A 21,039-nucleotide genomic window follows, 5' to 3' on the forward strand; every position below is an offset into this window, starting at 1 on the left:
TGCCGCCGGTATCAAGCCCGGATATTCACCGCGGTGGTTTTCGAAACAGCAGCAACAGTTCCATTGCCACCAGTTGTAGCAGTGCGATCGACAGCAACGCGCTCCACTGTGCCGCACTGACCGGGTTCACACCCAGCACCTCCTGCATCAGTGGCGAATACAGACACAGGATATGCAGGGCCTGTGCCGCGAGGGTGCCCAGCAGCAATATCGGATTGGAGAAGAATGGCTGGCGGAAGATGGATCGGCTTTCCGAGCGACTGTTGAAGACCTGCACGTTTTCAAACAGCACCATCAGCAGCAGCACACTGTTGCGTGCGGCATCCAGCTGCCAGCCCGCCTGCATCAGCCAGTAGAAGCAGGTAAATGCCAGCCCGCCCATCACCAGTCCGGAAACCAGCACCCGTCGCAGCATCACCGGATTGAACAGGGATTCCTGCGGTGGGCGCGGTGGCCGCCGCATCTCGTCGCCTTCTCCCGGCTCCAGTGCCAGCCCCACACTTTGCACACTGTTGGTCACCAGGTTGAGCCACAGCAATTGCACCGGAGTGAGCGGCAGTGGCAGGCCGAAACTGGTGGTGAGGACGAACAGCACCACCTCGGCGGCGCCGGTGGAAATAAGAAAGAATATGACCTTGCGGATATTCTGGTAGGCAATGCGCCCTTCCTCGACGCCCGCCACCACCGACGCGAAATTGTCATCGGTGAGTAACAGGTCGGCGGACTCCTTCGCCACTTCCGTGCCCTGCTCACCCATGGCCACGCCCACGTGCGCCCGGCTGAGCGCCGGGGCATCGTTGACCCCATCGCCGGTTACCGCCACAAATTCCCCCTGGCGCTGCAGAGACTGGACGATGGTGAGTTTCTGTTCTGGGGATACGCGCGCGTACACCCGGGTATCCGCGGTCAGTTCGTCCACCGCATGCGGCCCTTCGGCCTCGGCCTTCGCCAACTCGGCACCGGTCACCGGACGGTCGTCCGCATCGGCGAGTTCCAGTTCCCGCGCAATACTGAGCGCCGTACGCGGGTGATCGCCGGTCAACATACTGACGTGAATACCCGCAGCGCGGCATTCGGCCACCGCGGCCTTGGCCTCCGGGCGCAGTGGGTCGAACATGCCAACCAGCCCCAGCAGACACAGGCCCCGGAGATTATCCGGAGCAAAGTTGCCACCATCCGGAAACTCGCCATCGGCAAATGCCAGCACCCTCGCGCCCTGTTCCGCGAGGCTCGCCATTGTCGAATGTGCGGCCTCGCGGTTGATTGGCACATCGCCTGCTGCTGTCGCCATGCGATCGCACATGGGCAACAGTTTTTCCAGTGCACCTTTTATGGAAACCCGCCGTGCTTGTTCCCCGGTGGTGGAATCGCGGTGCAGGGTGCCGGCAAAGCCGAGCGCGGGCTCGTAGTGAATTTCTCCAATCTGCGGGAGCTCGTTCAACAGCTGCTGACGCCGCAATCCCAGCTTGTGCGCCATCACCAGCAGCGCCTGATCCACGGCATCACCACTGCTGTGCCACTGGCCATTGTCCAGCGGCCGCAGTTCAGCCTCATTGCACAGCGCGGCGACTCGGGCGAGGCGTGAAGCCAGACCGTCCGCGCACACCGCAACCTCCTCCTGTGCGGGCAATTTTCCGCCGTCGATGGTCAGCCTGCTGCCGTCACAGAATGCGATTTGCCGTGCGGTGAGCCGGTTTTCCGTGAGAGTTCCGGTCTTGTCCGCGGCAATCACGGTGCAGGAACCGAGGCTTTCCACGGCGACCAGTTTGCGCACGATCACATGGCGCTTGACCATGCGCCGGGTACCGATAGACAGCACCAGGGTAAGCGCCATCGGCAGGCCTTCGGGAATAGCGGACACCGCGAGTGCCACCGCGGTCATAAAAATCACCAGTGGCTCGGTGTCCCGTGCCAGTTCGATGGCGGCCAGCAGTGTCACCGCAATCAGCAGCGCGATGGTAAGTTTTTTGCTGAAGCGCTCGATACGCTGGAACAGGGGCGGCTTGACCGTCTGCGCGGTATCCATGGTCAGGCTGAGACGCCCCATTTCGGTCTGCATGCCGGTGGCGGTCACGACCGCCCGCCCGCGCCCGGCCGCAACCAGGCTACCGGCGAAACAGGAATTGCTGCGCTCCGCGACGGGGGTATCTACGTCGAATAACTCATCGCTGTTTTTGTACACCGGCAGCGATTCCCCGGTGAGCACCGATTCATCCACCTCGAGCCCGACAGATTCCAGCAGCCGGAGATCCGCAGGCACACGGTCGCCGGATCCGAGCAATACCAGGTCGCCGGGGACCAGGTCCTCGGCGTCGATTTCCGTGACCTGACCATCGCGCACCACCCGCACACGGCTGACCATCAACTTGCGCAGTGCCTGTGCGCTCTGATTTGCGTGATTCTCCTGCAGGGCACCGATCAGTGCGTTGAGCAGCAGAATCATGCCGATAAAGGATGCATCGGCCAGCTTCCCCACCACCAGCGAGACCACCATTGCCGCCAGCAGCACATAGATCAACGGGCTGATGAACTGGCGCAGGAACAAGCGTGGAAAGCCGGGCAGCCGTGGCAGTGGCAGAGCGTTGGTGCCATAACTGGATAGACGCCGTTGGGCCTCCGCACCGGTCAACCCGTCGTATCCAGTGTCGAATAGCGAGGCCACTTCCTCGGTGGGCAGGCTGTGCCAATTCCCCGAGCCATCTGCGGGCGCTGTTACGGTTTGTGGTAATTCGGGTTTTATCGGTTCGGTTTGCACGGCTATTGCGGGCCTGTCGAGCAGAAGATCGGTCTCTGATTTTGCAACATTAGCTGAAAAAACTTTATGTCACCGACAGCGTCAGACATCTCATTCAACCATTTTCGCGCACGAACCTCCCTGGCACGCTTATGCCTCAACAAGTCATCCGTAAAAATAGCGACGACTGGGAACTGATTCCCAACCTGCTGGACTACGATGCCGCCCGCGAGCATTTCTCCTGGGAACACGAGCTGGAGATGCTGGACGGTCTGCCCGGTGGCGGGCTGAATATTGCCCACGAGGCCGTCGACCGGCACGCGGCGGATGAAAGGCACAATCATCTGGCGCTGCGTTGGCTTGATCGAAATGGAAGGGCCACGGACTTCACCTACGGTGACCTGTGCGCACTGACCAACCGCTTTGCAAACGTCCTGCGTGACCTGGGCGTGGCGAAGGGCGATCGAGTGTTCGGCCTCAGTGAACGGGTGCCCGAACTGTATATTACCGCCCTCGGCGCGCTGAAGAACGGCAGCGTATTCTGCCCGCTGTTTTCCGCCTTCGGGCCGGAGCCATTGCGCTCACGCCTGTCCATCGGTGAAGCGCGGGTGCTGATGACCACCGAATCACTTTACCAACGCAAGGTGGCACCGCTGCGGGATTCCCTGCCCCATTTACAGTACGTGTTGCTGGTGCGCGATAAAACGGATGCCGAGTGTCCGCACGGCACGCTGGATTTCCGCGCGCTGCTGCAAAGCGCAGCGGAGTCTTTCACCATTGAAAACACCGATCCCGAGGACCCGGCGCTGCTGCATTTCACCAGTGGCACTACCGGCAAGCCCAAGGGCGCGCTGCATGTACATGAAGCGGTGCTCGCCCACCATGCCAGCGCCCGCCTGGCCCTGGACCTGCACCCGCAGGATGTCTTCTGGTGCACCGCCGATCCCGGCTGGGTCACCGGCACCAGCTACGGCATCATTGCGCCGCTGGTGATTGGCGCCACCATGATCGTCGACCGGGAGGAGTTCGATCCCGAGCGCTGGTACGGCATTCTCCGGGACCAGCATGTCAGTGTCTGGTACACCGCACCCACCGCCGTGCGCATGATGATGAAACACGGCAGTGCGCTGGCGCGCCAGTTTGAGCTGCCGGCACTGCGCTTTATGGCCAGTGTCGGCGAACCCCTCAATCCCGAGGCGGTGCGTTGGGGCGAAGAAGCCTTCGGCCTGCCGTTTCACGACAACTGGTGGCAGACAGAAACCGGCGGCATCATGATCGCCAATTACCTGAGCCAGCCAGTCCGGCCGGGCTCCATGGGCCGGCCATTGCCCGGTATCGAAGCGGCGATCGTCAGCGCTGGCGACGACGGCAAACTGGAAGTCATCACGGAAGCGGGCCGCGAGGGTGAGCTGGCACTGAAACGCGGCTGGCCGTCCATGTTCCGAACCTACCTGTACGAAGAAGCGCGCTACCAGAAGTGTTTTCGCGACGGCTGGTACCTGACCGGTGACCTGGCGCGCTGCGACGAGGACGGCTACTTCTGGTTTGTGGGCCGCGCCGATGATGTCATCAAGTCCTCCGGCCATCTGATCGGCCCGTTCGAGGTGGAAAGTGCACTGATGGAGCACCCTGCAGTCGCCGAGGCCGCGGTGATCGGCATACCCGACCCCGTGGCCGGCGAAATCGTCAAGGGATTCGTCTCTCTGCGACCGGACGTTGATGCCACCAGCAAAGCGGCAGTCGAGACCCTGCGCCGGGAAATACTTGCCCTCGCCCGCAAACGCCTCGGCCCGGCGGTGGCGCCGCGACAGATCCAGGTGGAAAACGACCTGCCCCGCACCCGTTCCGGCAAGATCATGCGGCGATTGTTGAAGGCGCGGGAGCTTGGCCTGCCCGAGGGCGACACCTCTACTCTGGAGGGAAAAGAATGAGTGCGCCGACTTCCCAGGTCAGCCGCGAACAAGGACTGCGCTGGCTCAAGGATATGATCCGCGTCCGCCGCATGGAGGAGAAATGTGCGGAACTGTACGGGCAGGAGAAAATACGTGGATTTCTGCACCTGTATATCGGTGAAGAGGCGGTAGCCGCCGGTAGCATGCCCGAACTGAGCGCCGAGGATGCGGTAGTTGCCACCTATCGCGAACACGGCCACGCGTTGCTGCGCGGTATTTCCATGAACGCGATCATGGCGGAAATGTACGGCAAGCGCGAAGGCTGTTCCGGTGGTCGCGGCGGCTCCATGCACCTGTTTGATGCCAAAACCCGTTTTTACGGCGGCAATGCCATCGTCTCGGGTGGCCTGCCCCTGGCGGTGGGCCTGGCACTGGCGGACAAGATGCAGAACCGCCAGCGGATAAGCGTGTGTTTCTTCGGCGAGGGTGCAGTGGCGGAAGGCGAATTCCACGAGTCGCTGAACCTGGCCGCACTCTGGCAGCTGCCGGTGCTGTTTATCTGCGAAAACAATCTGTATGCCATGGGTACCGCGCTGGCCCGGTCGGAATCTGTCACCGACATCCACCGCAAGGCAGAAAGTTACGGTATCTATTCCAGTGCCGCCGATGGCATGGACGTGGTTTCGGTAAATACCGCGGTGCGCGCTGCGGTGACAAGAATCCGCGAAGACAAAAAGCCCGCATTCCTGGAGATGCGCACCTACCGCTTCCGCGCCCACTCTATGTTCGATCCCGAGCTCTACCGCGACCGGGAAGAGGTAGATCAATGGAAACAGCTCTGCCCCATCGCCACACTCACCGCGCAGATGAAAGCGCAGCAGCTGATCGATGATCGGGATATCGACGGGATCGAAAAGGATACTGCGGCTGAGATCCACAGCGCGGTCGAGTTCGCCGAAGGCGGTCACTGGGAGCCGGTGGAGGACCTGACCAGGGATGTGTATACCGAATCCCGCTAACAACAAATGACCTGCAATCAATAGCGAGCAGTTGAATGACCACAACGTACCGTGAAGCGATGCGCGCGGCGCTGCGCCAAGCGCTGCAGGAGGACGAACGCGTCTTTCTGATGGGCGAGGATGTCGGGCGTTACGGCGGCTGTTATGCCATAAGCCAGGGTTTACAGCAGGAGTTCGGCGAAACACGTATCCGCGATACGCCGCTGTCGGAATCCGCCTTTGTGGGTGCGGGTATCGGCGCCGCCCTGGGTGGGATGCGGCCGATCGTGGAAGTGATGACGGTTAACTTCAGCCTGCTGTGCCTGGACCAGATCGTGAATACCGCCGCGACCTTGCGACATATGTCCGGCGGACAGTTCAGTGTACCGCTGGTAATACGCATGACCACCGGCGCCGGGCGCCAGCTCGCCGCCCAGCACTCCCACAGTCTTGAGTGCTGGTATGCCCATGTACCGGGACTGCGGGTGATCGCCCCGGCCACCCTGGAAGATATGCGCGGAATGTTGCGGCTGGCGCTGGAGGATCCGGACCCGGTGATCATCTTCGAGCACAATGCGCTGTACAACCGCGAGGGGGAATTGACAGAAGTTGCGGTCGCCGATATTCGCCGCGCGGCCATCCGCCGCCCGGGGAAGGACATCACCCTGATCTGCTACGGGGGGAACCTGCACAAGACGCTGGAAGCCGCCACTGCCTCGGCGGAATCGGGCATCGACGCCGAGGTCCTGGACCTGCGCTCCCTGCGCCCTCTGGACGACGAAACAATTCTCGCCTCCGTGCGCAAAACCCGCCGCGCGATAATCGTCGACGAGGGCTGGCACAGCGGCAGCCTGGCAGCGGAGATCGGCATGCGCATTGCCGAGCAGGCATTTTATGACCTGGACGCGCCGCTGGCCCGGGTATGCACCGCCGAGGTTCCCATCCCCTACCCCCGGCATCTGGAACAGGCGGCGCTGCCGCAGGTGGAAAGTATCGTCGGCAAAGTGCGCGAGGTGATGGGGCAAAATGTCTGAGTTCCGGCTGCCGTCACTGGGCGCAGATATGGAAGACGCGACCCTGCGTGAATGGTTCGTCAAACCCGGCGACAAGTTCAAAAAAGGCGATATTGTCGTCGCGGTGGAAACCAACAAGGGCATTATCGACGTCGAAATCTATGATGCGGGTACCATCGAAAAAATCCTCGTCGAACCGGATACCCGGGTTCCCGTCGGTGCGGTGCTGGCGAACTATGTCAGTGACTCTACACGCATGCGCATCTCCCCCGCCGCCCGCCGCCGCGCCCGTGAACTCGGTATCGACCCGGTGAATATCCGTGGCACCGGTGCCGACGGCGCCATTACAGTGGAAGACGTACTGGCCGCTGCAGGACCCGCCGCACCGAGCGCCGAAGCAACGCAAGCGTACAAACCCGAGTCAAGTCAAGAGACACGGCGAGAGCCCGGGCGTGAAGCGAAGCCCTCTAGCGCCACAGAATTAGAACCGGCGGCCGGCATGCGCCAGGCCATCGCCGCCGCGATGACGCGCGCCAACAAGGAGATCCCCCACTACTACCTTTCCACCAGTATCGATATGACCGCCGTGCTGCACTGGCTGGAACAACACAATGCCCGGCGTCCACTGCCGGAACGTCTGGTGTACGCGGTGCTGTTGCTGAAGGCAGTGGCTCTCGCACTCAGGAAAGTGCCGGAGATGAACGGATTTTTCACCAATGGCGAAACGCAGGTACACGCGGCGGCACATATAGCAGTTGCGATTTCGCTGCGCGGCGGCGGGCTGGTGGTTCCGGCCCTGCGTGATGTGCAGATGTCATCGCTAGACAAACTGATGACGGATTTTTCCGACCTGGTAAACCGCGCGCGCGGTGGTCACCTGCGTGCTTCGGAATTGCAGGATGCCACCATTACCGTCACCAGCCTGGGTGAACAGGGCGTGGAAACGGTATTTCCGATTATCTACCCGCCGCAACTGGCGATTGTGGGATTCGGTTCCATCGTCGAAAGAGTCCGCGCGGTGGATGGGGAGCCCCGGGTGCGCAGCACCATCAATGCCAGTCTCGCCGCCGACCACCGCGCCAGCGACGGCCACCGCGGTGGCTTGTTTCTCGCCGAGATTGACCGGCTGTTGCAGGAACCGGAAAAGTTATGACAGAAGCAGAACTCAGATCCCGCGCCCTGGAAAAGTTGTTACAGGTAGCACCCGACATCGATCCCGATGCTCTCGATCCACAGGTTCCAATACGCGATCAATACGATTTCGACTCCATGGACTTTCTGAATTTCGCCATTGCCCTGGCAAAGGAATTTCAACTGAACATCCCGGAAAGTGACTATCCACACCTGCAAAGCCTGCAGGATACCGTCGACTACCTGGTGAGGCATACGGGCGAGCAGGATGTATCCAGCTGAGTCACCATCGCGCACCCTGCACCGAAAGCCGCTCTGGCTACTGCGCTTGTTGCTGTTTTTGTCTCTGGTATTGGCGCAGGTATTGGCGCTGGTTGCGGCCGCGGAAAATGCACAGGCACAGCAAACCCGGGTAATGGAAGTCTTTGTGCGCCAGGGCTGCCCACACTGTGCCGATGCAAAAAAGTACCTGCCAACCCTGGCCCGGCAAAATCCCGGCCTGCGTATTGTCTACCGCTCCCTGGATACGGATCCCCGGGCGTCGGCTGACCTGGAACGACACTCCCGTCGCGCCGGCGAGTGGCCGCCGGGGGTCCCCACCTTCGTCATCGACGGGCGGGTACTGGTGGGGTTTGTGAGCCCGGAAGTCACCGGCCCCAAACTACAGCGCCTGATACTGGGAGCTACAGCACCGCCGGGAAAGCATGAGGAGGCCGGGTTTGGCGACCTGAGTGTCGCCAGGCTCGGTCTCCCCCTGTTTACCATCGCCCTCGGGCTGATTGACGGCTTCAACCCTTGTGCCATGTGGGTACTGCTGTTTTTGCTGTCCATTCTGGTGCGGCTGCAAGACCGGTACCGCATGGCGATGATCGCCGGTACTTTTGTGATCGTCAGCGGCTTGATCTATTACGCCTTTATGGCCGCCTGGCTGAACCTGTTTCTGGTGATGGGATTTTCCAGGTGGTTGCGCTGGCTGCTGGCGGCAATTGCGATTGCCATAGGCTTGCTCAATTTGCGGGATTTCCTCGGCGGAGACCGCGGCTATACCCTGGCCATTCCTGATTCTGCCAAACCCGGGATCTACGCGCGGGTCCGCAAGATACTGCGCACGGATACGGTGATTTCATCCATGGTTGGGGTTGCCCTGCTCGCTGTACTGGTCAATTTTATCGAATTGCTGTGTACTGCGGGCCTGCCTGCGGTGTATACCGCAGTGCTCGCGCAGCAGGACTTGAGCCGCCCTGGCTATTATGGCTACCTCGGACTCTATATCCTCGCCTACATTGCTGACGACGCCCTGATGGTCGCCTTAGCGGTCCTCGCTCTCGGGAGTCGCAAATTGTCTGAACGAAGCGGACACTGGCTGAAAGGTATCAGTGGTCTGGTCATGCTGTTGCTGGGGTTGGCTATGCTGCTGTTCCCACAGCTATTGTTCTGATTCAGTTATGACCGCATTTGGAAGGTTTTCCGCTGTCAGTCCCTCATTCGCCCCGCCGTGGGACAAGACTTTTCGCGCTGAGTAATATCACCTCGATTTCTTCGGTGATTTCCTCCTGTCGCAGCTGGTTGCCGCGACGCTGGAGGTCATCGAGATTTTGGTCCAGGTAACGCACGGCCCCCTCCAGGTGTTGCATACGCTGCTGGTTTTCCGCCATCAGCGAGACGTACAGCATTTCGTGCAGGGCCGCGAACAGGTACTGGTCTACCAGCGCCAGCAAAAATTCCCGGGGGGCCAGGTTGATTTGTGGTGGATGGGAAACAGGGACTTGTGCTTCCGGTAGCTTCTGAAACGGTGGCAGTAATTCCCGGGTCACAACCTGGTCCTGCTCCGGGTCGTGAAACAGCGCACTCACGGTGATCTCTCTATCGCCGCGCTGCAGCTCGGTCAGTGTTTCCACCAGTCCGTTCAGGGCCGCCGGAACCTCATCCAGCACCGCCGCCCCCGCCAGGCCAGTGATCAGTCGCGGATGTTCTTCCAGCCTGCTGTAAAGCTTCTGCCCACAGGCAATCACGTCCGGTGTCTGTGGGTGCCCCTCGCGCTCGTCAAGAGCCTCGAGCAGACTTTCATTGAAATTGCCGCAAAACCCGCGCTCGGAGCCCAGCAGCAGGAAAATTTGGCGCTGGGCGCTAGCCTCTGACCGCGGCTGCTCCAGGTACCCGGGATGAAACTTTAAGAAGTCCGCCGCTGCGTTTTCCATGGTGCGCACCACCTGTCGTTGCACCGCGAGAAAACGCGCCAGACGGCGGCTTTCCATAAATGCCAGGGATTTCATCGCCGAGACGATTTCCCGTGCCTCGCCGAGCTTTTTCTGCTGGTGCATCAGCTCGCGGCGGCGACTCATGCCTTTTCCTCAATGCCTAACCAGAGATCCACCTCGCTGCGCCAGCGGTCCCGCTTGTCGTCCAGGGTGAGTCCGGAGGCCGCCACCGCCCGCTGCAGATTTTCCAGCAAGCTCCGTACCTGATCGGTTGGGGTTTTATCCAGCAGGCCCTCGTTGAAGGCCATCATCCACGCCAGCTGGAACTCGATCGGCAGCGGAACCAGTCGTTCCTGTTTGAATATTTCGCGCAGCACCCTGCCCCTTCGGATCGCCTTTTCCATACTGGCCTCCAGTTTGGCGCCGAAACGGGTGAACATTTCCAGTTCGAGGAACTGCAGGTAATCCAGCTTCAGCCGCCCCGCTTCGCGCTTGATCGCCGGGTGTTGCGCGCGGCCGCCGATGCGTGACACAGATTTGCCGATATCGATGGCGGGACGAAATCCGCCGGCAAACAATTCCCGATCCAGATATACCTGGCCGTCGGTGATAGAGATAAGGTTGGTGGGGATATAGGCGGCGATCTCCCCCTGCTGGGTCTCGATGATCGGCAGCGCCGTCATACTGCCGCCGCCGTTGGAGGCATTCAGGCAGGTTGCCCGTTCCAGCAGTCGCGCATGCACTGAAAAGATATCCCCGGGATAGGCTTCGCGCCCCGGTGGACGGCGCAGTAGCAGGGAAAGCTGGCGGTAGTTTTTCGCGTGAGTGGATAGGTCATCGTATACCACCAGGGTGTGCAATCCCTTGCGCATCCAGTATTCCGCAATGGTGCAACCGGCATAGGGGGCCAGGTGTTGCAGGCCCGCTAGCGCGCTGGCTTCAGCGACTACCAGGGTGGTGTAGTCGAGGGCGTCGTAATCCCGCAGCAGTTCAATGGTGGTGATTACCGCTGAGCGTTTCTGGCCGATCAGCACGTAGACACAGTGCACGTCCTTTCCGCGCTGATTGATCACGGTATCCAGTGCCAGGGAACTGCGCCCCAGGCCCTCGTCCCCCACCAGCAATTGCCGCTGGCCGCGGCCAATGGGGATTAGGGTGTCGAGTACCTTGCTGCCGGTATACAGCGGCTGGCTGACAAAGTCCCGTTCGACGATCGCCGGAGATGCGGCTTCCAGTGGCTGCCAGCCGACGCATTCCGGCGCGCCGCCACCGTCCAGTGGATTGCCCAGGGGGTCGATAATGCGACCGCGCAGCGCGTCGCCAACCGCAATACCGAGGGGCTTGCCCCGCAAGCGCGCAGCGGTTCCGGCGGTAAGATCGCCGGTTTCTTCCAACAGTATCGCGCCCACCAGTTCCTCGGTGAGATCGAATACCAGGCCGCGACTGCCGTCGTCGAAATCCAGCAGATCATCCATTGCGGCATTGGGAAGCCCGGCGACCCAGGCGATACCGTCGCCCACGGAAATCACCCGACCCTGTTCGCGAATGCGCAGGCGCGGCCGGTAACTTTTCAGCCAATCCGCGCGGCGTTGCAACAGGTCATCCGTCACGGACAGTTTCCCGCTCAAGGCGAGCAAACCCGTCAAGCTCGTCGCGTACGTTGGTACCCAACACCCAGGGGCCCATGTTGATACGCAGGCCTGCTATCAGCCCGCTGTCTTCAGCAAAATGGCAGTGGACATCGCGCTGCAGTGCCCGCTGCAGTGCCTGGGTAATTTGCCCGCGGCTATCGGCTTCCAGTGGAAAAGCGCTGACGACTTCCACGGTGTCACCGTCGGCCCCGAGCCGGTCTTGCCAGCGGGCCAGTTGCTCGGCGGGAATTTCGCGCAGTGAATCGAGCAATAGTGCCTGCAATCGCGTCTGCAATTCCGGCCCGGCACCTTCCTGCAGCAGACGCGAGGCGAAGCGGCTGCCCTGCTCCAGGGCCGTTTGCTGCTGCTGTCGCTGCAATTCCCGGGCTTGCCGCTGCTCGACAACAGCGGCCTGTTCACGTTTCTTCTGCAGCGACGCCGCCAGCTCCTGCTCCTGTTTTTTACGTTCGTCGCTGATTTCGCGCTGTAATTGTTCCCGTGCAAGTTCCCGCTCGCGCTCCAGAGCTGCCAGATCTTTTTCGTATTGCTGCTGTAACTGCTGTGCGTCCTCCTCCATTTTGCGCGCTTTTTCTATCCGCTGATCGATGGCAGCCTGGCGCCGCGCAATGGCGGCCTGCAGGGGTTTGTAGAAAAAGCGCTTGAGCAGCCACACCAGCACCAGAAAATTGATGATCTCCAGCAGGAATGTGGTCCAGTTGAGTTCCATACGGGACTTGACCCTAGCCCTTGACGATATATTCCAGCAACGGGTTGCGGAACAGGATGATGAGGATAATCACCAGCACGTAGATGGCCAGGGACTCGATCATCGCCAGGCCAATAAACAGAGTGCGCATGATGGACTTTTCCGCCTCCGGCTGACGCGCCATTGCCTCCAGCGCACTGCTGATCGCTTTGCCCATGGCGAAAGCTGGTCCGAGTACGCCGATGGCGATGCCGATAACCGCGGCTACCGTAGAAAGCCCGGTAAACCAGGTCATATCACTCATGGCTCTCTCCTTGTGTTTTTGTCTGTTTGAGTTCCTGCAACTGCAGGCCGCCGGCAACGTAGATCAGCGCCAGCATGCCGAAGATATAGGCCTGCACCAGCGCTTCGACGATATGCAGCATCAGGATGGGTATCGGTGCGAGAAATCCCGCCACCAGCAATACCAGCAGCGCCGCCATTTCCAGGCTCATCATGTTGCCGAACAGGCGCACCGCCAGTGCCACCGTGCGCGTCACTTCACTGAGAAGATGGAACGGTAGCAGTATAGGATTCGGGGTCACGTAGTGGCGCAGGTAGCTGCGCAAGCCCTGGCTGCGAATCCCGAACCAGTGCACTGACAGGAACACCAGTATCGCCAGTGCGGAAGTTGCGGAGAGGTCTCGCGTAGGTGAATGCAGACCGGGGATCAACCCGATCAAATTGGCGACCACCAGGAAGATCCACAGTCCGCCCACAAACGGCAACAGCAGTCTCACGTGGTCCGGTGCCACCGCGCGGATCGCATCTTCCATCGCCAGCACCGCAGTTTCCGCCGCGGTCTGCACCGGGCCCGGCTGATCCCGCAGATGGCGCGTCAGCAACCCCGCCGCCAGCGCAATCCCCACCACGATACCGATGGTGGTGAGTACCGTACTGGTGATCTGCAGCGGCCCGAGCTGGAACAGCACCTCTGGAGACAATTCGCCACCGTTCTCGGCCATCGCTTGCTATTCCCTGATCAGCAGATAGATATTTACACCTCCGACCACCACACCGAGAAAGATCAGGCTCAGGGTCCAGCGCATGGAATAGCCGCTCGCAAAACCGTCGAGCCAGCGTCCGAGGTAGGCACCGCCCACTACGGGAAGCACAAAGACCAGGCCCAGGGTACCGATGTAGATGGTCTGGGCCAGCAGTGTGCGGCGGTCCCGTTCGGCCCGTTTCATACGCCGGGCCTGGCGCCTTACCCGCTCGCGCAGTTCTTCGTCTGTGTCCCTGGTCATGGCTGTCCGCGTCGCATCGGTTATTCGCTACCGGGTCGTCCCAGTTCCCACAGCCGGCGCAGCACCGACTCTTCCATGCGGCGCAGGCTTTCTTTCATCTTGGTGAGTTCCCGCTCTTCCGCCACCAGCTGGCGCTGCAGGGTTTCCGAAATCCGTTCGTAGTCGCTGTCGATCAGGTAGTGGCGGGTACAGATTTTCAGGTGGTTATCGACAAAATAGAGCAGCCCACCCGGCAGCGCCAGATACTGCCAATCGCTATCGACCTGGCGAAAGCGCGCCAGCCCGAACAGCAGCACGGTGATTGCGCGCTCGTGCCCGGCTAGAATGCCAAAGCTGCCTGAAGCATCTTCGCCAACAAATGATGCGACACCGCCAATTTGCTGCTGCTCCGCGGCCGAGAGTAGTTCCAGGGTGAAGGTACTCAGGGTGCCTCCTCCCCCACGGCATCCCGCATTCCGCCGCGCATATAGCAGTCTTCTTCGGAGAGTGCATCGTAGTCACCGCGCAGGAAGCCTTCGCAATCGCCGAGGGTGGTCTCGAGCGGTACCGACACCCCGGCAATGCCGCTCTGGGAAGTGATGACGTTGAACGGCTGGGTGAGGTACCGCTGCAGCTTGCGCGCGCGCTGTACAATCAGGCGATCGCGGGCAGACAGCTCCTCGATACCGAGCATGGCGATGATGTCTTCGAGTTCCCGATAGCGGGCCAGGTGTTCGCGTACACCTTCCGCCACCGCGTAATGCCGGTCGCCGAGGGTATGTCGGTCCATCATCCGGCTACTGGACAGCAGCGGCTCCACCGCGGGATAGATCCCCTTGCCAGCCTGCGCCCGAGAAAGCACCACCGACGAGTCCAGGTGACTGAAGATGGCGCTCACCGCCGGATCGGTCATATCATCCGCGGGTACATACACCGCCTGCACCGCGGTCACCGCGCCCGCCCGGGTAGACAGGATCCGGTCCTGCAGCTCCGCCACTTCGCTGATCAGGGTCGGCTGGTAGCCCACGGTGGCGGGCATGCGCCCCAGTAGGCTGGAAATTTCGCTGCCCGCCTGCACAAAGCGGAAAATGTTATCCATCACGAACAACACTTCTTTCTGCAGGGTATCCCGCAGGTATTCCGCGTAGGACAGTGCCGACAGGCCGATGCGAAAGCGCACTCCCGGTGATTCGTCCATCTGCCCGAAGCACATCAGGGTCTGCTCCATCACCCCCGCTTCGCGCATTTCGTGCCACAGTTCATGCCCCTCGCGGATGCGTTCGCCGACACCGGCAAACACCGACACACCGCTGTGCAGCGATGCCACCGCGTGCATGAACTCCATCACCAGTACCGTCTTGCCCACGCCGGCACCACCGAACAGTCCGGTCTTGCCGCCGCGCACGAACGGACACAGCAGGTCGATGACCTTGATGCCGGTTTGCAGGATATCGCCGGTCCCTATTCCCTCCCACAGCGCCGCCGGCGGCGTGTGAATATTGCGGTACTCTCGCGGCGTCAGGCTCGCGCCCCCGTCCAGTGGCTCACCAAAAATATTCAGCAGGCGGCCCAGGCAATCGGGCGTCGCGGGCACGTGCAGCGGTGCGCCGGTATCGAAAACCGGCATGCCGCGACGCAACCCGGCGGTGCGATGCAGGGTGATGGCGCGCACATGGTGCTGGTCCAGGTGCTGGTGTACCTCGAACAGGTAACTCTCGTGGTCGATGGTAGCCTTGAGTGCCTGGCGCAGGGGCGGCAACTTGGCGCAATGGATAACCACCACCGGCCCGTGTACCTCGGCAATGGTGCCAATGGCGCTCGTGTCGGTGCTTGCCCCCGTCCTATCCGTTGGTTCACTCATCGTATTGCGCGCGGCATCCAAAGTGGCCTGAAGTCTTTCAAGGATAGAAATCTCCAGCCCTTTCGCCACAAATCCTGCACGCTGGCCCGTCAACTAAAATAGGCGCGTCACCCTCACTGCTCGAGGCGTCAGCGCTAATGGACAACAAACAGCTCCCCGCATTTCGCGCCGAGGGCCTGACCAAGGTTTACGGCAGCGGTGAATCTACGGTCTATGCCCTGCGCGGTGTGGACCTGGCGGTGCCGCGGGGGGAAATGGTGGTGCTGCTGGGCCCCTCCGGCAGCGGTAAATCCACGCTGTTGAATATCCTCGGCGGGCTGGACTCCCCCACCGACGGCCGCGTGTTTTTCGACAACCAGGAACTCACCGCTTTCGACGATCGCCACCTGACCCGGTTCCGGCGCGAACACGTGGGCTTTGTATTCCAGTTCTACAACCTGATTCCGAGCCTGACCGCGCGGGAGAATGTGGCCCTGGTGACGGAGATCGCGCAGGATCCCATGTCACCGGAAAAGGCGCTGGAACTGGTGGGGCTGGGACAGCGAATGGATCACTTTCCCGCGCAATTGTCCGGGGGCGAGCAGCAGCGAGTGGCGATCGCCCGCGCCATCGCCAAGCAACCGCGGGTGCTGTTCTGCGACGAGCCCACCGGCGCGCTCGACAGTAAAACCGGGATCGTGGTCCTCGAGGCGATCGCGCGGGTAAACCGCGAGCTTGGTACCACCGCTATGGTGATCACCCATAACGCCGCCATCGCCGGCATGGCGAACCGGGTACTGACCATGGCGGATGGCCAGATTCAGCATACCGAAGTGAATGCCCGTCCCTGCGAACCCCGGGAACTGAGCTGGTAAACCGCATGCTCGAGCTTTTCAAGCCTCTGGATCGCAAACTGCTGCGGGACCTCTGGGCCATCAAGGGGCAGGCGCTGGCCATCGCACTGGTAATCGGCTGTGGCATCGGCATGTATGTAATGTCGAAAGGCATGCTGGTTTCCCTTGCGGAGACCCGTGCGGCCTACTATGAGCGCTATCGCTTCGCCAATGTGTGGGCACCGGTGAAGCGCGCCCCCGATGCGCTGCTGGATACCATCGTCGCCCTCCCCGGGGTGCGCCGCGCCGAAACCCGCATTCGCGCCGGAGTGATCCTCGATGTGGAGGGCGCGGTGGCACCGATCACCGGGGAGATACAGTCCCTCCCCGCCATTCGCGGCCCCCATATCAACGACTTTGTACTGCGCCAGGGGCGCTATCCGGACCCGGTACGGGAAGAGGAAGTCCTGGCGCTGGATGCTTTTGCAGAAGCACACAAGTTGCTCCCCGGCGACCACGTGCACGCAATCCTGAACGGTACCAAGAAAAAGCTCACCATTACCGGCCTGGTGCTGGCACCGGAATATGTGTACGCCATTTCCCCCGGTGAGATAGTCCCGGATAAAAAACGCTTTGGTGTTCTGTGGATGAGCCGCGACGCGCTGGGGCACGCGTTCGACCTGGACGGGGCCTTCAACGAGGCAGTGTTGCTCACCTCTACCGGCAGCCATGAAGAGGCATTGCTCGACCGTCTGGACCGACTGCTGAAACGCTACGGTGCCACCGGTGCCTACGGCCGTGAGCAGCAGATCTCCGACCAGTTCCTCACCAATGAAATCGACCAGCTGGAAACCATGGGCAAATTGTTGCCACCCATTTTCCTGCTGGTTGCGACGTTTCTGCTCAATGTTGTGATCGGGCGCCTGATCGACACGGAGCGGGAACAGATCGGTCTGCTCAAGGCCTTCGGTTACCGCGACACCACCGTTGCCCTGCACTATATGAAAATGATCGGCGCGGTAACGCTGGTGGGGGTCGTTATCGGAATTGTGCTGGGGCTGTGGCTCGGCCACGGCCTGGCGAACATGTACCAGGACTACTTCAAGTTTCCTTTCCTGCTGTTTCGCGCCCCGCCCGACGTCTATCTTGTGGCTGTGGGATTCAGTTTACTGGTGGCGGGAGTCGGCACATTTTCTTCCGTGCGCCGAGTGGTGCAACTGGACCCCGCGGTGGCGATGGTGCCGCCGCCACCGCCGGATTACAGTCGCTCTGCGCGCTGGCTGGAATTGCTCGCGCGCTGGATCGACCAGCCGTCGCGCATGATCCTGCGCCACCTGTATCGCTGGCCCCGGCGCGCAGCCATGACCTGCATCGGCATCGCCATGTCCATGGGATTGCTGATCGGCTCCAGTTTTTCCCTGGATGCGATGATCTACATGGTGGATATCAGTTTCAATGTGATCGACCGCCAGGATGTGACCGTCAGTTTTGTCGAGCCGCGCAATATCCGCGCGATCCAGGACGTGCTGCACGCGCCCGGCGCGATCAGTGCAGAGCCCTTCCGCGCGATACCGGTAGTGCTGCGCAATGGGCCGCGCAGTCGCAGGGAGGCGATCATCGGCCTCGGCCAGAGCCCGGAGCTGAGCCGGGTGGTGGATACACAATTGCGACCGGTGCCTATTCCCGAGCAGGGTATTGTGCTGTCGGACAAGCTCGCGGAACTGTTGCAGGTGCGCGAGGGAGAGCTGCTGCGGGTAGAGGTGCGCACCGGGCGCCGCCCGGAGCTGGACGTTCCGGTGAGCGGCGTCGTAAAAACCTATATGGGGACCGCTGCATATATGGATCTCGAGGCAATGAACCGGATGCTGAAGGAAGATACCGCCATTTCCGGTAGTTACCTGCTGGTTGACCCGGACCATACCGAAGCGTTTTATCAGGCCCTGAAAAATACCCCGGTAGTGGCCGGTGTCAGCCTGCAGGAACAGGCGCAGAAAGCATTTTACGACACCCTCCAGGAAAGCCTCGGCACCTTCGTTTTCTTCAACACCATATTCGCCGGCCTGATTGCCCTGGGAGTGGTGTACAATAGCGCGCGTATTTCCCTATCCGAACGCGGACGGGAGCTGGCAAGTCTGCGGGTGCTGGGCCTCACCCGCGGTGAGGTTTCCTATATCCTGCTGGGCGAACTGGCACTGCTCACCCTGATCGCTTTGCCCATCGGTGCCCTCCTCGGTTACCTGCTGGCCTGGACCCTGGTGCAGTCGTTCAACACCGAGCTGTTCCGTATCCCGCTGATCATCTCCCCATCCACCTACGGTTACGCCGCTCTGGTCGTGGTGCTTTCTGCACTGGCCTCCGGCCTGTTGGTAAATCGACGCGTGCAGAAGCTCGACCTGATTGCCGTCCTGAAGACACGGGAGTAGCCGAGGGACATATGGGCCGCAAACTCGTCAAACGCATTGTCGCACTCGGCCTGCTCGCCGCACTGCTGGCGTTTTTTATCTATGCGTTTATGCCTCAGCCGGTACCGGTGGATATGGCCGCGGTGAGTCGCGGCCCCATGCAGGTAGCGGTGAGCGATGAAGGGTATACCCGGGTACACGATGTATACGTGGTTTCCGCCCCGGTCACCGGTTACCTGTTGCGTATCGATGGTGAGGTAGGCGATACGGTAACCGCGGCGAAAACGCAACTCGCCGAACTGCTGCCCACCCATCCGCAGTTTCTCGATGAACGCACCCGCAATCAGGCCGAGGCCGCCATCCGCAGTGCCGAGGCCGCACTCAAGCTTGCGGCAGCCGAGCGTCGCGATGCAGAGGCGCAGCTGAAATTTGCCAGCGCGGACGCGAAGCGCGCGCGCAAACTGGCGGAGAAGGGACACATTTCCAAGGTGGAACTCGAGCGCAATGAACTGGCCCTGGACAGCGCCAAAGCCGCGCTGGATACCGCCCACGCGGCCGAACGGGTACGCCTGGGAGAGCTGGATAATGCCCGCGCAGCATTGATCAGGCCGGCACGTGGTGCGCCCCGGAGTGGGGATGCCGATACCGTCGCGATTACCGCACCGGTCAGCGGACGCATTCTCAGGTTGTTGCAGGAAAGTGAGCGCGTGGTGCCGGTTGGCACCCCACTGCTGGAAATTGGCAACCCCGGTGAACTGGAAATAGTCATCGACCTGCTGTCCCGGGATGCGGTCAAGGTGCAGCCGGGCGCGTCCGTCGTTATCAGCAACTGGGGCGGTGATCGCCCTCTCAATGGCAGCGTACGACTGGTGGAACCCTACGGATTTACCAAGATTTCCGCGCTGGGGATTGAGGAGCAGCGGGTCAATGTGATCGTCGACATCACCGATCCCGCACAGACCTGGTCACGCCTCGGACACGGCTACCGGGTGGATGCGGCGATCGAGACCTGGCGCGCAGACGATGTCATGCAGGTGCCCACCGGTGCCCTCTTCCGCCATCAGAAAGCCTGGGCGCTGTTCCGGGTGATCGGTGATCGCGCGGTGCGCACGGAAATCGAGATCGGGCACAACAATGGCCAGACCGCAGAAATCCTGTCGGGGGTAAAGCCCGGAGAGGTCATCGTACTTCATCCCAGTGAGCGGATTGCCGACGGGGTAAAACTGACTAAACGGGCGCTTTAATCCGGCAGCGCACGTAACATATTCAAATTAGGTGCTGGGATTCCACCGTATGAATACCTGGATCGTGTTCGAGTGCTGCCGTCAGCAGCGCAGCGGCAATATTTTTCGCGGGATTGATCCGCCAGCGTCGCGGCAGCACCGGGCCGAGCAGGCCGAGACACACAGCCAGCACCCGTTCACCCGGGCGGAACTCCTCCCGGTGTCCGCCGATGAGTCCCGGGCGTACCAGCGTCAGCGATTCAAACCTGACCCGTTGCAGGTCTCGCTCAAGCTGGCCCTTTACGCGGTTGTAGAAGAAGCGTGAATTCGGATCCGCGCCGAGGGCTGAATTCAGCACATAGGTTGTAACGCCATTGCGATGGGCCAGTTGCGCAATGGCCAGCGGATAATCGTGGTCCACCCGGGCAAATGCCTCCCGCGATCCAGCCTTGCCCATGGTGGTACCCAGTGCACAGATCACCGCATCTACTTGCCACCAGTCCGCTCCGGAAGGCAACCGATCAAAATCCACCTTAGGTGTAAGGAGCTTTGGACGCGCAGAAAGCGGCTGCCGCACGGGTGCGACTACCTGCTCCACAGATTCGTCCGCCAGCGCCAGATCCAGTACATGGCCACCCACCAGGCCGGTGGCGCCCACAATCATCAATCTCACAATTCAGCTTTCCGTATTTAACCCGGCAATGACATTTTTCACGAATTTCCCCTCTTATAGCCGACAGCACTCATTGCAGCAGCCCAGCCCAAGGAGTCTCTTCTTCTTTCCCAAATGAGGTAGTGCGGCGATTAGTTTCCCGGAATTGAATGATTGTAAAAGAAGAATGGCTAAACAAGATGCAGGGTGAAGAAAGCCATCAATGCAAACATGCTGCAGACCAGGGCGAGTAGCAGCAGATCAAACGGCCGCTCTTCGGCCGAAAATTCCCCCGGAGTATCGATCTCCTTTTGCTTGGCGCGCATCCGCAGGTAAGACAGGAAAACCACAACCCCGCCAGTTACAAACAGCGCAACTTCTGTCCAAGGAGAAGGTATCCGGCTGCCCAGCCGCCCGATCGCAATGCCAAAGCCTACCACAGCAATGGCGGTACGAATCCAGGCGAGGAAAGTGCGCTCATTGGCCGCATGCTCCTGAAAGTTACGAATCATATGCGGTTC

20 protein-coding genes are annotated in these 21,039 nt (G+C 61.0%); 9 read left to right on the forward strand and 11 right to left on the reverse strand.

What is annotated here, in order from left to right; all coding sequences use genetic code 11:
- Window positions 1-25 precede the first annotated feature (25 nt).
- Window positions 26-2,755: an HAD-IC family P-type ATPase gene (locus QZ511_RS00755; protein WP_295797507.1), complete on the reverse strand. Its 2,730-nt coding sequence runs from the start codon at window positions 2,753-2,755 to the stop codon at window positions 26-28.
- A gap of 131 nt (window positions 2,756-2,886) precedes the next feature.
- On the opposite strand from QZ511_RS00755, the gene acsA reads away from it, so the two are divergent.
- The 6 genes from acsA to QZ511_RS00785 are packed head-to-tail and all read left to right on the forward strand — an operon-like array spanning window position 2,887 to window position 9,206.
- Window positions 2,887-4,665 carry an acetate--CoA ligase gene (gene acsA / locus QZ511_RS00760; protein WP_295797510.1) on the forward strand — a complete coding sequence of 593 codons (1,779 nt, stop codon included), beginning with the start codon at window positions 2,887-2,889 and terminating at the stop codon, window positions 4,663-4,665.
- On the forward strand, window positions 4,662-5,645 hold the full coding sequence (gene pdhA / locus QZ511_RS00765; RefSeq protein ID WP_295797513.1) for a pyruvate dehydrogenase (acetyl-transferring) E1 component subunit alpha: 984 nt from the start codon (window positions 4,662-4,664) through the stop codon (window positions 5,643-5,645). Before acsA ends, pdhA begins: the two co-directional genes overlap by 4 nt.
- A 35-nt stretch (window positions 5,646-5,680) precedes the next feature.
- Window positions 5,681-6,658, forward strand: coding sequence for an alpha-ketoacid dehydrogenase subunit beta (locus QZ511_RS00770; RefSeq protein ID WP_295797516.1), 978 nt, complete (start codon window positions 5,681-5,683; stop codon window positions 6,656-6,658).
- A complete protein-coding gene (locus QZ511_RS00775; protein WP_295797519.1) occupies window positions 6,651-7,790 on the forward strand; it encodes a dihydrolipoamide acetyltransferase family protein in 1,140 nt (379 codons plus the stop codon). Before QZ511_RS00770 ends, QZ511_RS00775 begins: the two co-directional genes overlap by 8 nt.
- Entirely contained in the window at window positions 7,787-8,050 is a 264-nt protein-coding gene (locus QZ511_RS00780; RefSeq protein WP_295797521.1) for an acyl carrier protein, read from the forward strand. Before QZ511_RS00775 ends, QZ511_RS00780 begins: the two co-directional genes overlap by 4 nt.
- Window positions 8,037-9,206 (forward strand): glutaredoxin domain-containing protein, encoded by a 1,170-nt coding sequence (locus tag QZ511_RS00785; protein ID WP_295797525.1) that lies wholly within the window; start codon window positions 8,037-8,039, stop codon window positions 9,204-9,206. The genes QZ511_RS00780 and QZ511_RS00785 overlap by 14 nt, the downstream gene beginning before the upstream one ends.
- 43 nt (window positions 9,207-9,249) lie before the next feature.
- On the opposite strand, the gene QZ511_RS00790 is transcribed toward QZ511_RS00785, so the two are convergent.
- Genes QZ511_RS00790 through atpD form a run of 8 tightly spaced genes read right to left on the reverse strand, consistent with a single transcriptional unit; the run spans window position 9,250 to window position 15,429 of the window.
- Window positions 9,250-10,110 carry a FoF1 ATP synthase subunit gamma gene (locus QZ511_RS00790; protein ID WP_295797529.1) on the reverse strand — a complete coding sequence of 287 codons (861 nt, stop codon included), beginning with the start codon at window positions 10,108-10,110 and terminating at the stop codon, window positions 9,250-9,252.
- Window positions 10,107-11,594, reverse strand: a complete 1,488-nt coding sequence (locus tag QZ511_RS00795) for a F0F1 ATP synthase subunit alpha (RefSeq protein WP_295797532.1) — start codon at window positions 11,592-11,594, stop codon at window positions 10,107-10,109. The genes QZ511_RS00790 and QZ511_RS00795 overlap by 4 nt, the downstream gene beginning before the upstream one ends.
- Window positions 11,566-12,324, reverse strand: coding sequence for a F0F1 ATP synthase subunit delta (locus tag QZ511_RS00800; RefSeq protein WP_295797536.1), 759 nt, complete (start codon window positions 12,322-12,324; stop codon window positions 11,566-11,568). Before QZ511_RS00800 ends, QZ511_RS00795 begins: the two co-directional genes overlap by 29 nt.
- Window positions 12,325-12,337: 13 nt before the next feature.
- Complete coding sequence (gene atpE, locus QZ511_RS00805) at window positions 12,338-12,607, reverse strand: ATP synthase F0 subunit C (protein ID WP_295797539.1); 270 nt, start codon at window positions 12,605-12,607, stop codon at window positions 12,338-12,340.
- A complete protein-coding gene (locus QZ511_RS00810; protein WP_295797543.1) occupies window positions 12,600-13,307 on the reverse strand; it encodes a F0F1 ATP synthase subunit A in 708 nt (235 codons plus the stop codon). The genes atpE and QZ511_RS00810 overlap by 8 nt, the downstream gene beginning before the upstream one ends.
- A gap of 6 nt (window positions 13,308-13,313) precedes the next feature.
- Window positions 13,314-13,589 carry an AtpZ/AtpI family protein gene (locus QZ511_RS00815; protein ID WP_295797545.1) on the reverse strand — a complete coding sequence of 92 codons (276 nt, stop codon included), beginning with the start codon at window positions 13,587-13,589 and terminating at the stop codon, window positions 13,314-13,316.
- A 20-nt stretch (window positions 13,590-13,609) separates the two neighbouring features.
- Complete coding sequence (locus QZ511_RS00820) at window positions 13,610-14,062, reverse strand: hypothetical protein (RefSeq protein ID WP_366935612.1); 453 nt, start codon at window positions 14,060-14,062, stop codon at window positions 13,610-13,612.
- Window positions 14,011-15,429 (reverse strand): F0F1 ATP synthase subunit beta, encoded by a 1,419-nt coding sequence (gene atpD, locus QZ511_RS00825; protein ID WP_295797548.1) that lies wholly within the window; start codon window positions 15,427-15,429, stop codon window positions 14,011-14,013. Before atpD ends, QZ511_RS00820 begins: the two co-directional genes overlap by 52 nt.
- A gap of 137 nt (window positions 15,430-15,566) precedes the next feature.
- Between atpD and QZ511_RS00830 the strand changes: the two genes are divergently transcribed.
- The 3 genes from QZ511_RS00830 to QZ511_RS00840 are packed head-to-tail and all read left to right on the forward strand — an operon-like array spanning window position 15,567 to window position 19,887.
- Complete coding sequence (locus QZ511_RS00830) at window positions 15,567-16,283, forward strand: ABC transporter ATP-binding protein (RefSeq protein WP_295797551.1); 717 nt, start codon at window positions 15,567-15,569, stop codon at window positions 16,281-16,283.
- Between the two features lie 5 nt (window positions 16,284-16,288).
- A complete protein-coding gene (locus QZ511_RS00835) occupies window positions 16,289-18,664 on the forward strand; it encodes an FtsX-like permease family protein (RefSeq protein WP_295797554.1) in 2,376 nt (791 codons plus the stop codon).
- Window positions 18,665-18,675: 11 nt separating this feature from the next.
- Complete coding sequence (locus QZ511_RS00840) at window positions 18,676-19,887, forward strand: HlyD family efflux transporter periplasmic adaptor subunit (RefSeq protein WP_295797557.1); 1,212 nt, start codon at window positions 18,676-18,678, stop codon at window positions 19,885-19,887.
- 22 nt (window positions 19,888-19,909) lie between these two features.
- Here QZ511_RS00840 and QZ511_RS00845 read toward each other — a convergent pair whose 3' ends face one another.
- Together QZ511_RS00845 and QZ511_RS00850 are read right to left on the reverse strand one after the other, a co-directional pair.
- Window positions 19,910-20,530, reverse strand: a complete 621-nt coding sequence (locus tag QZ511_RS00845; RefSeq protein WP_295797696.1) for an NAD(P)H-binding protein — start codon at window positions 20,528-20,530, stop codon at window positions 19,910-19,912.
- A 179-nt stretch (window positions 20,531-20,709) separates the two neighbouring features.
- Window positions 20,710-21,030 (reverse strand): DUF202 domain-containing protein, encoded by a 321-nt coding sequence (locus tag QZ511_RS00850; RefSeq protein ID WP_295797559.1) that lies wholly within the window; start codon window positions 21,028-21,030, stop codon window positions 20,710-20,712.
- Between the last annotated feature and the right edge of the window lie 9 nt (window positions 21,031-21,039).

The sequence above is a fragment of the uncultured Microbulbifer sp. genome (genome assembly GCF_913055755.1).
In the GTDB taxonomy this organism is placed as follows: domain Bacteria; phylum Pseudomonadota; class Gammaproteobacteria; order Pseudomonadales; family Cellvibrionaceae; genus Microbulbifer.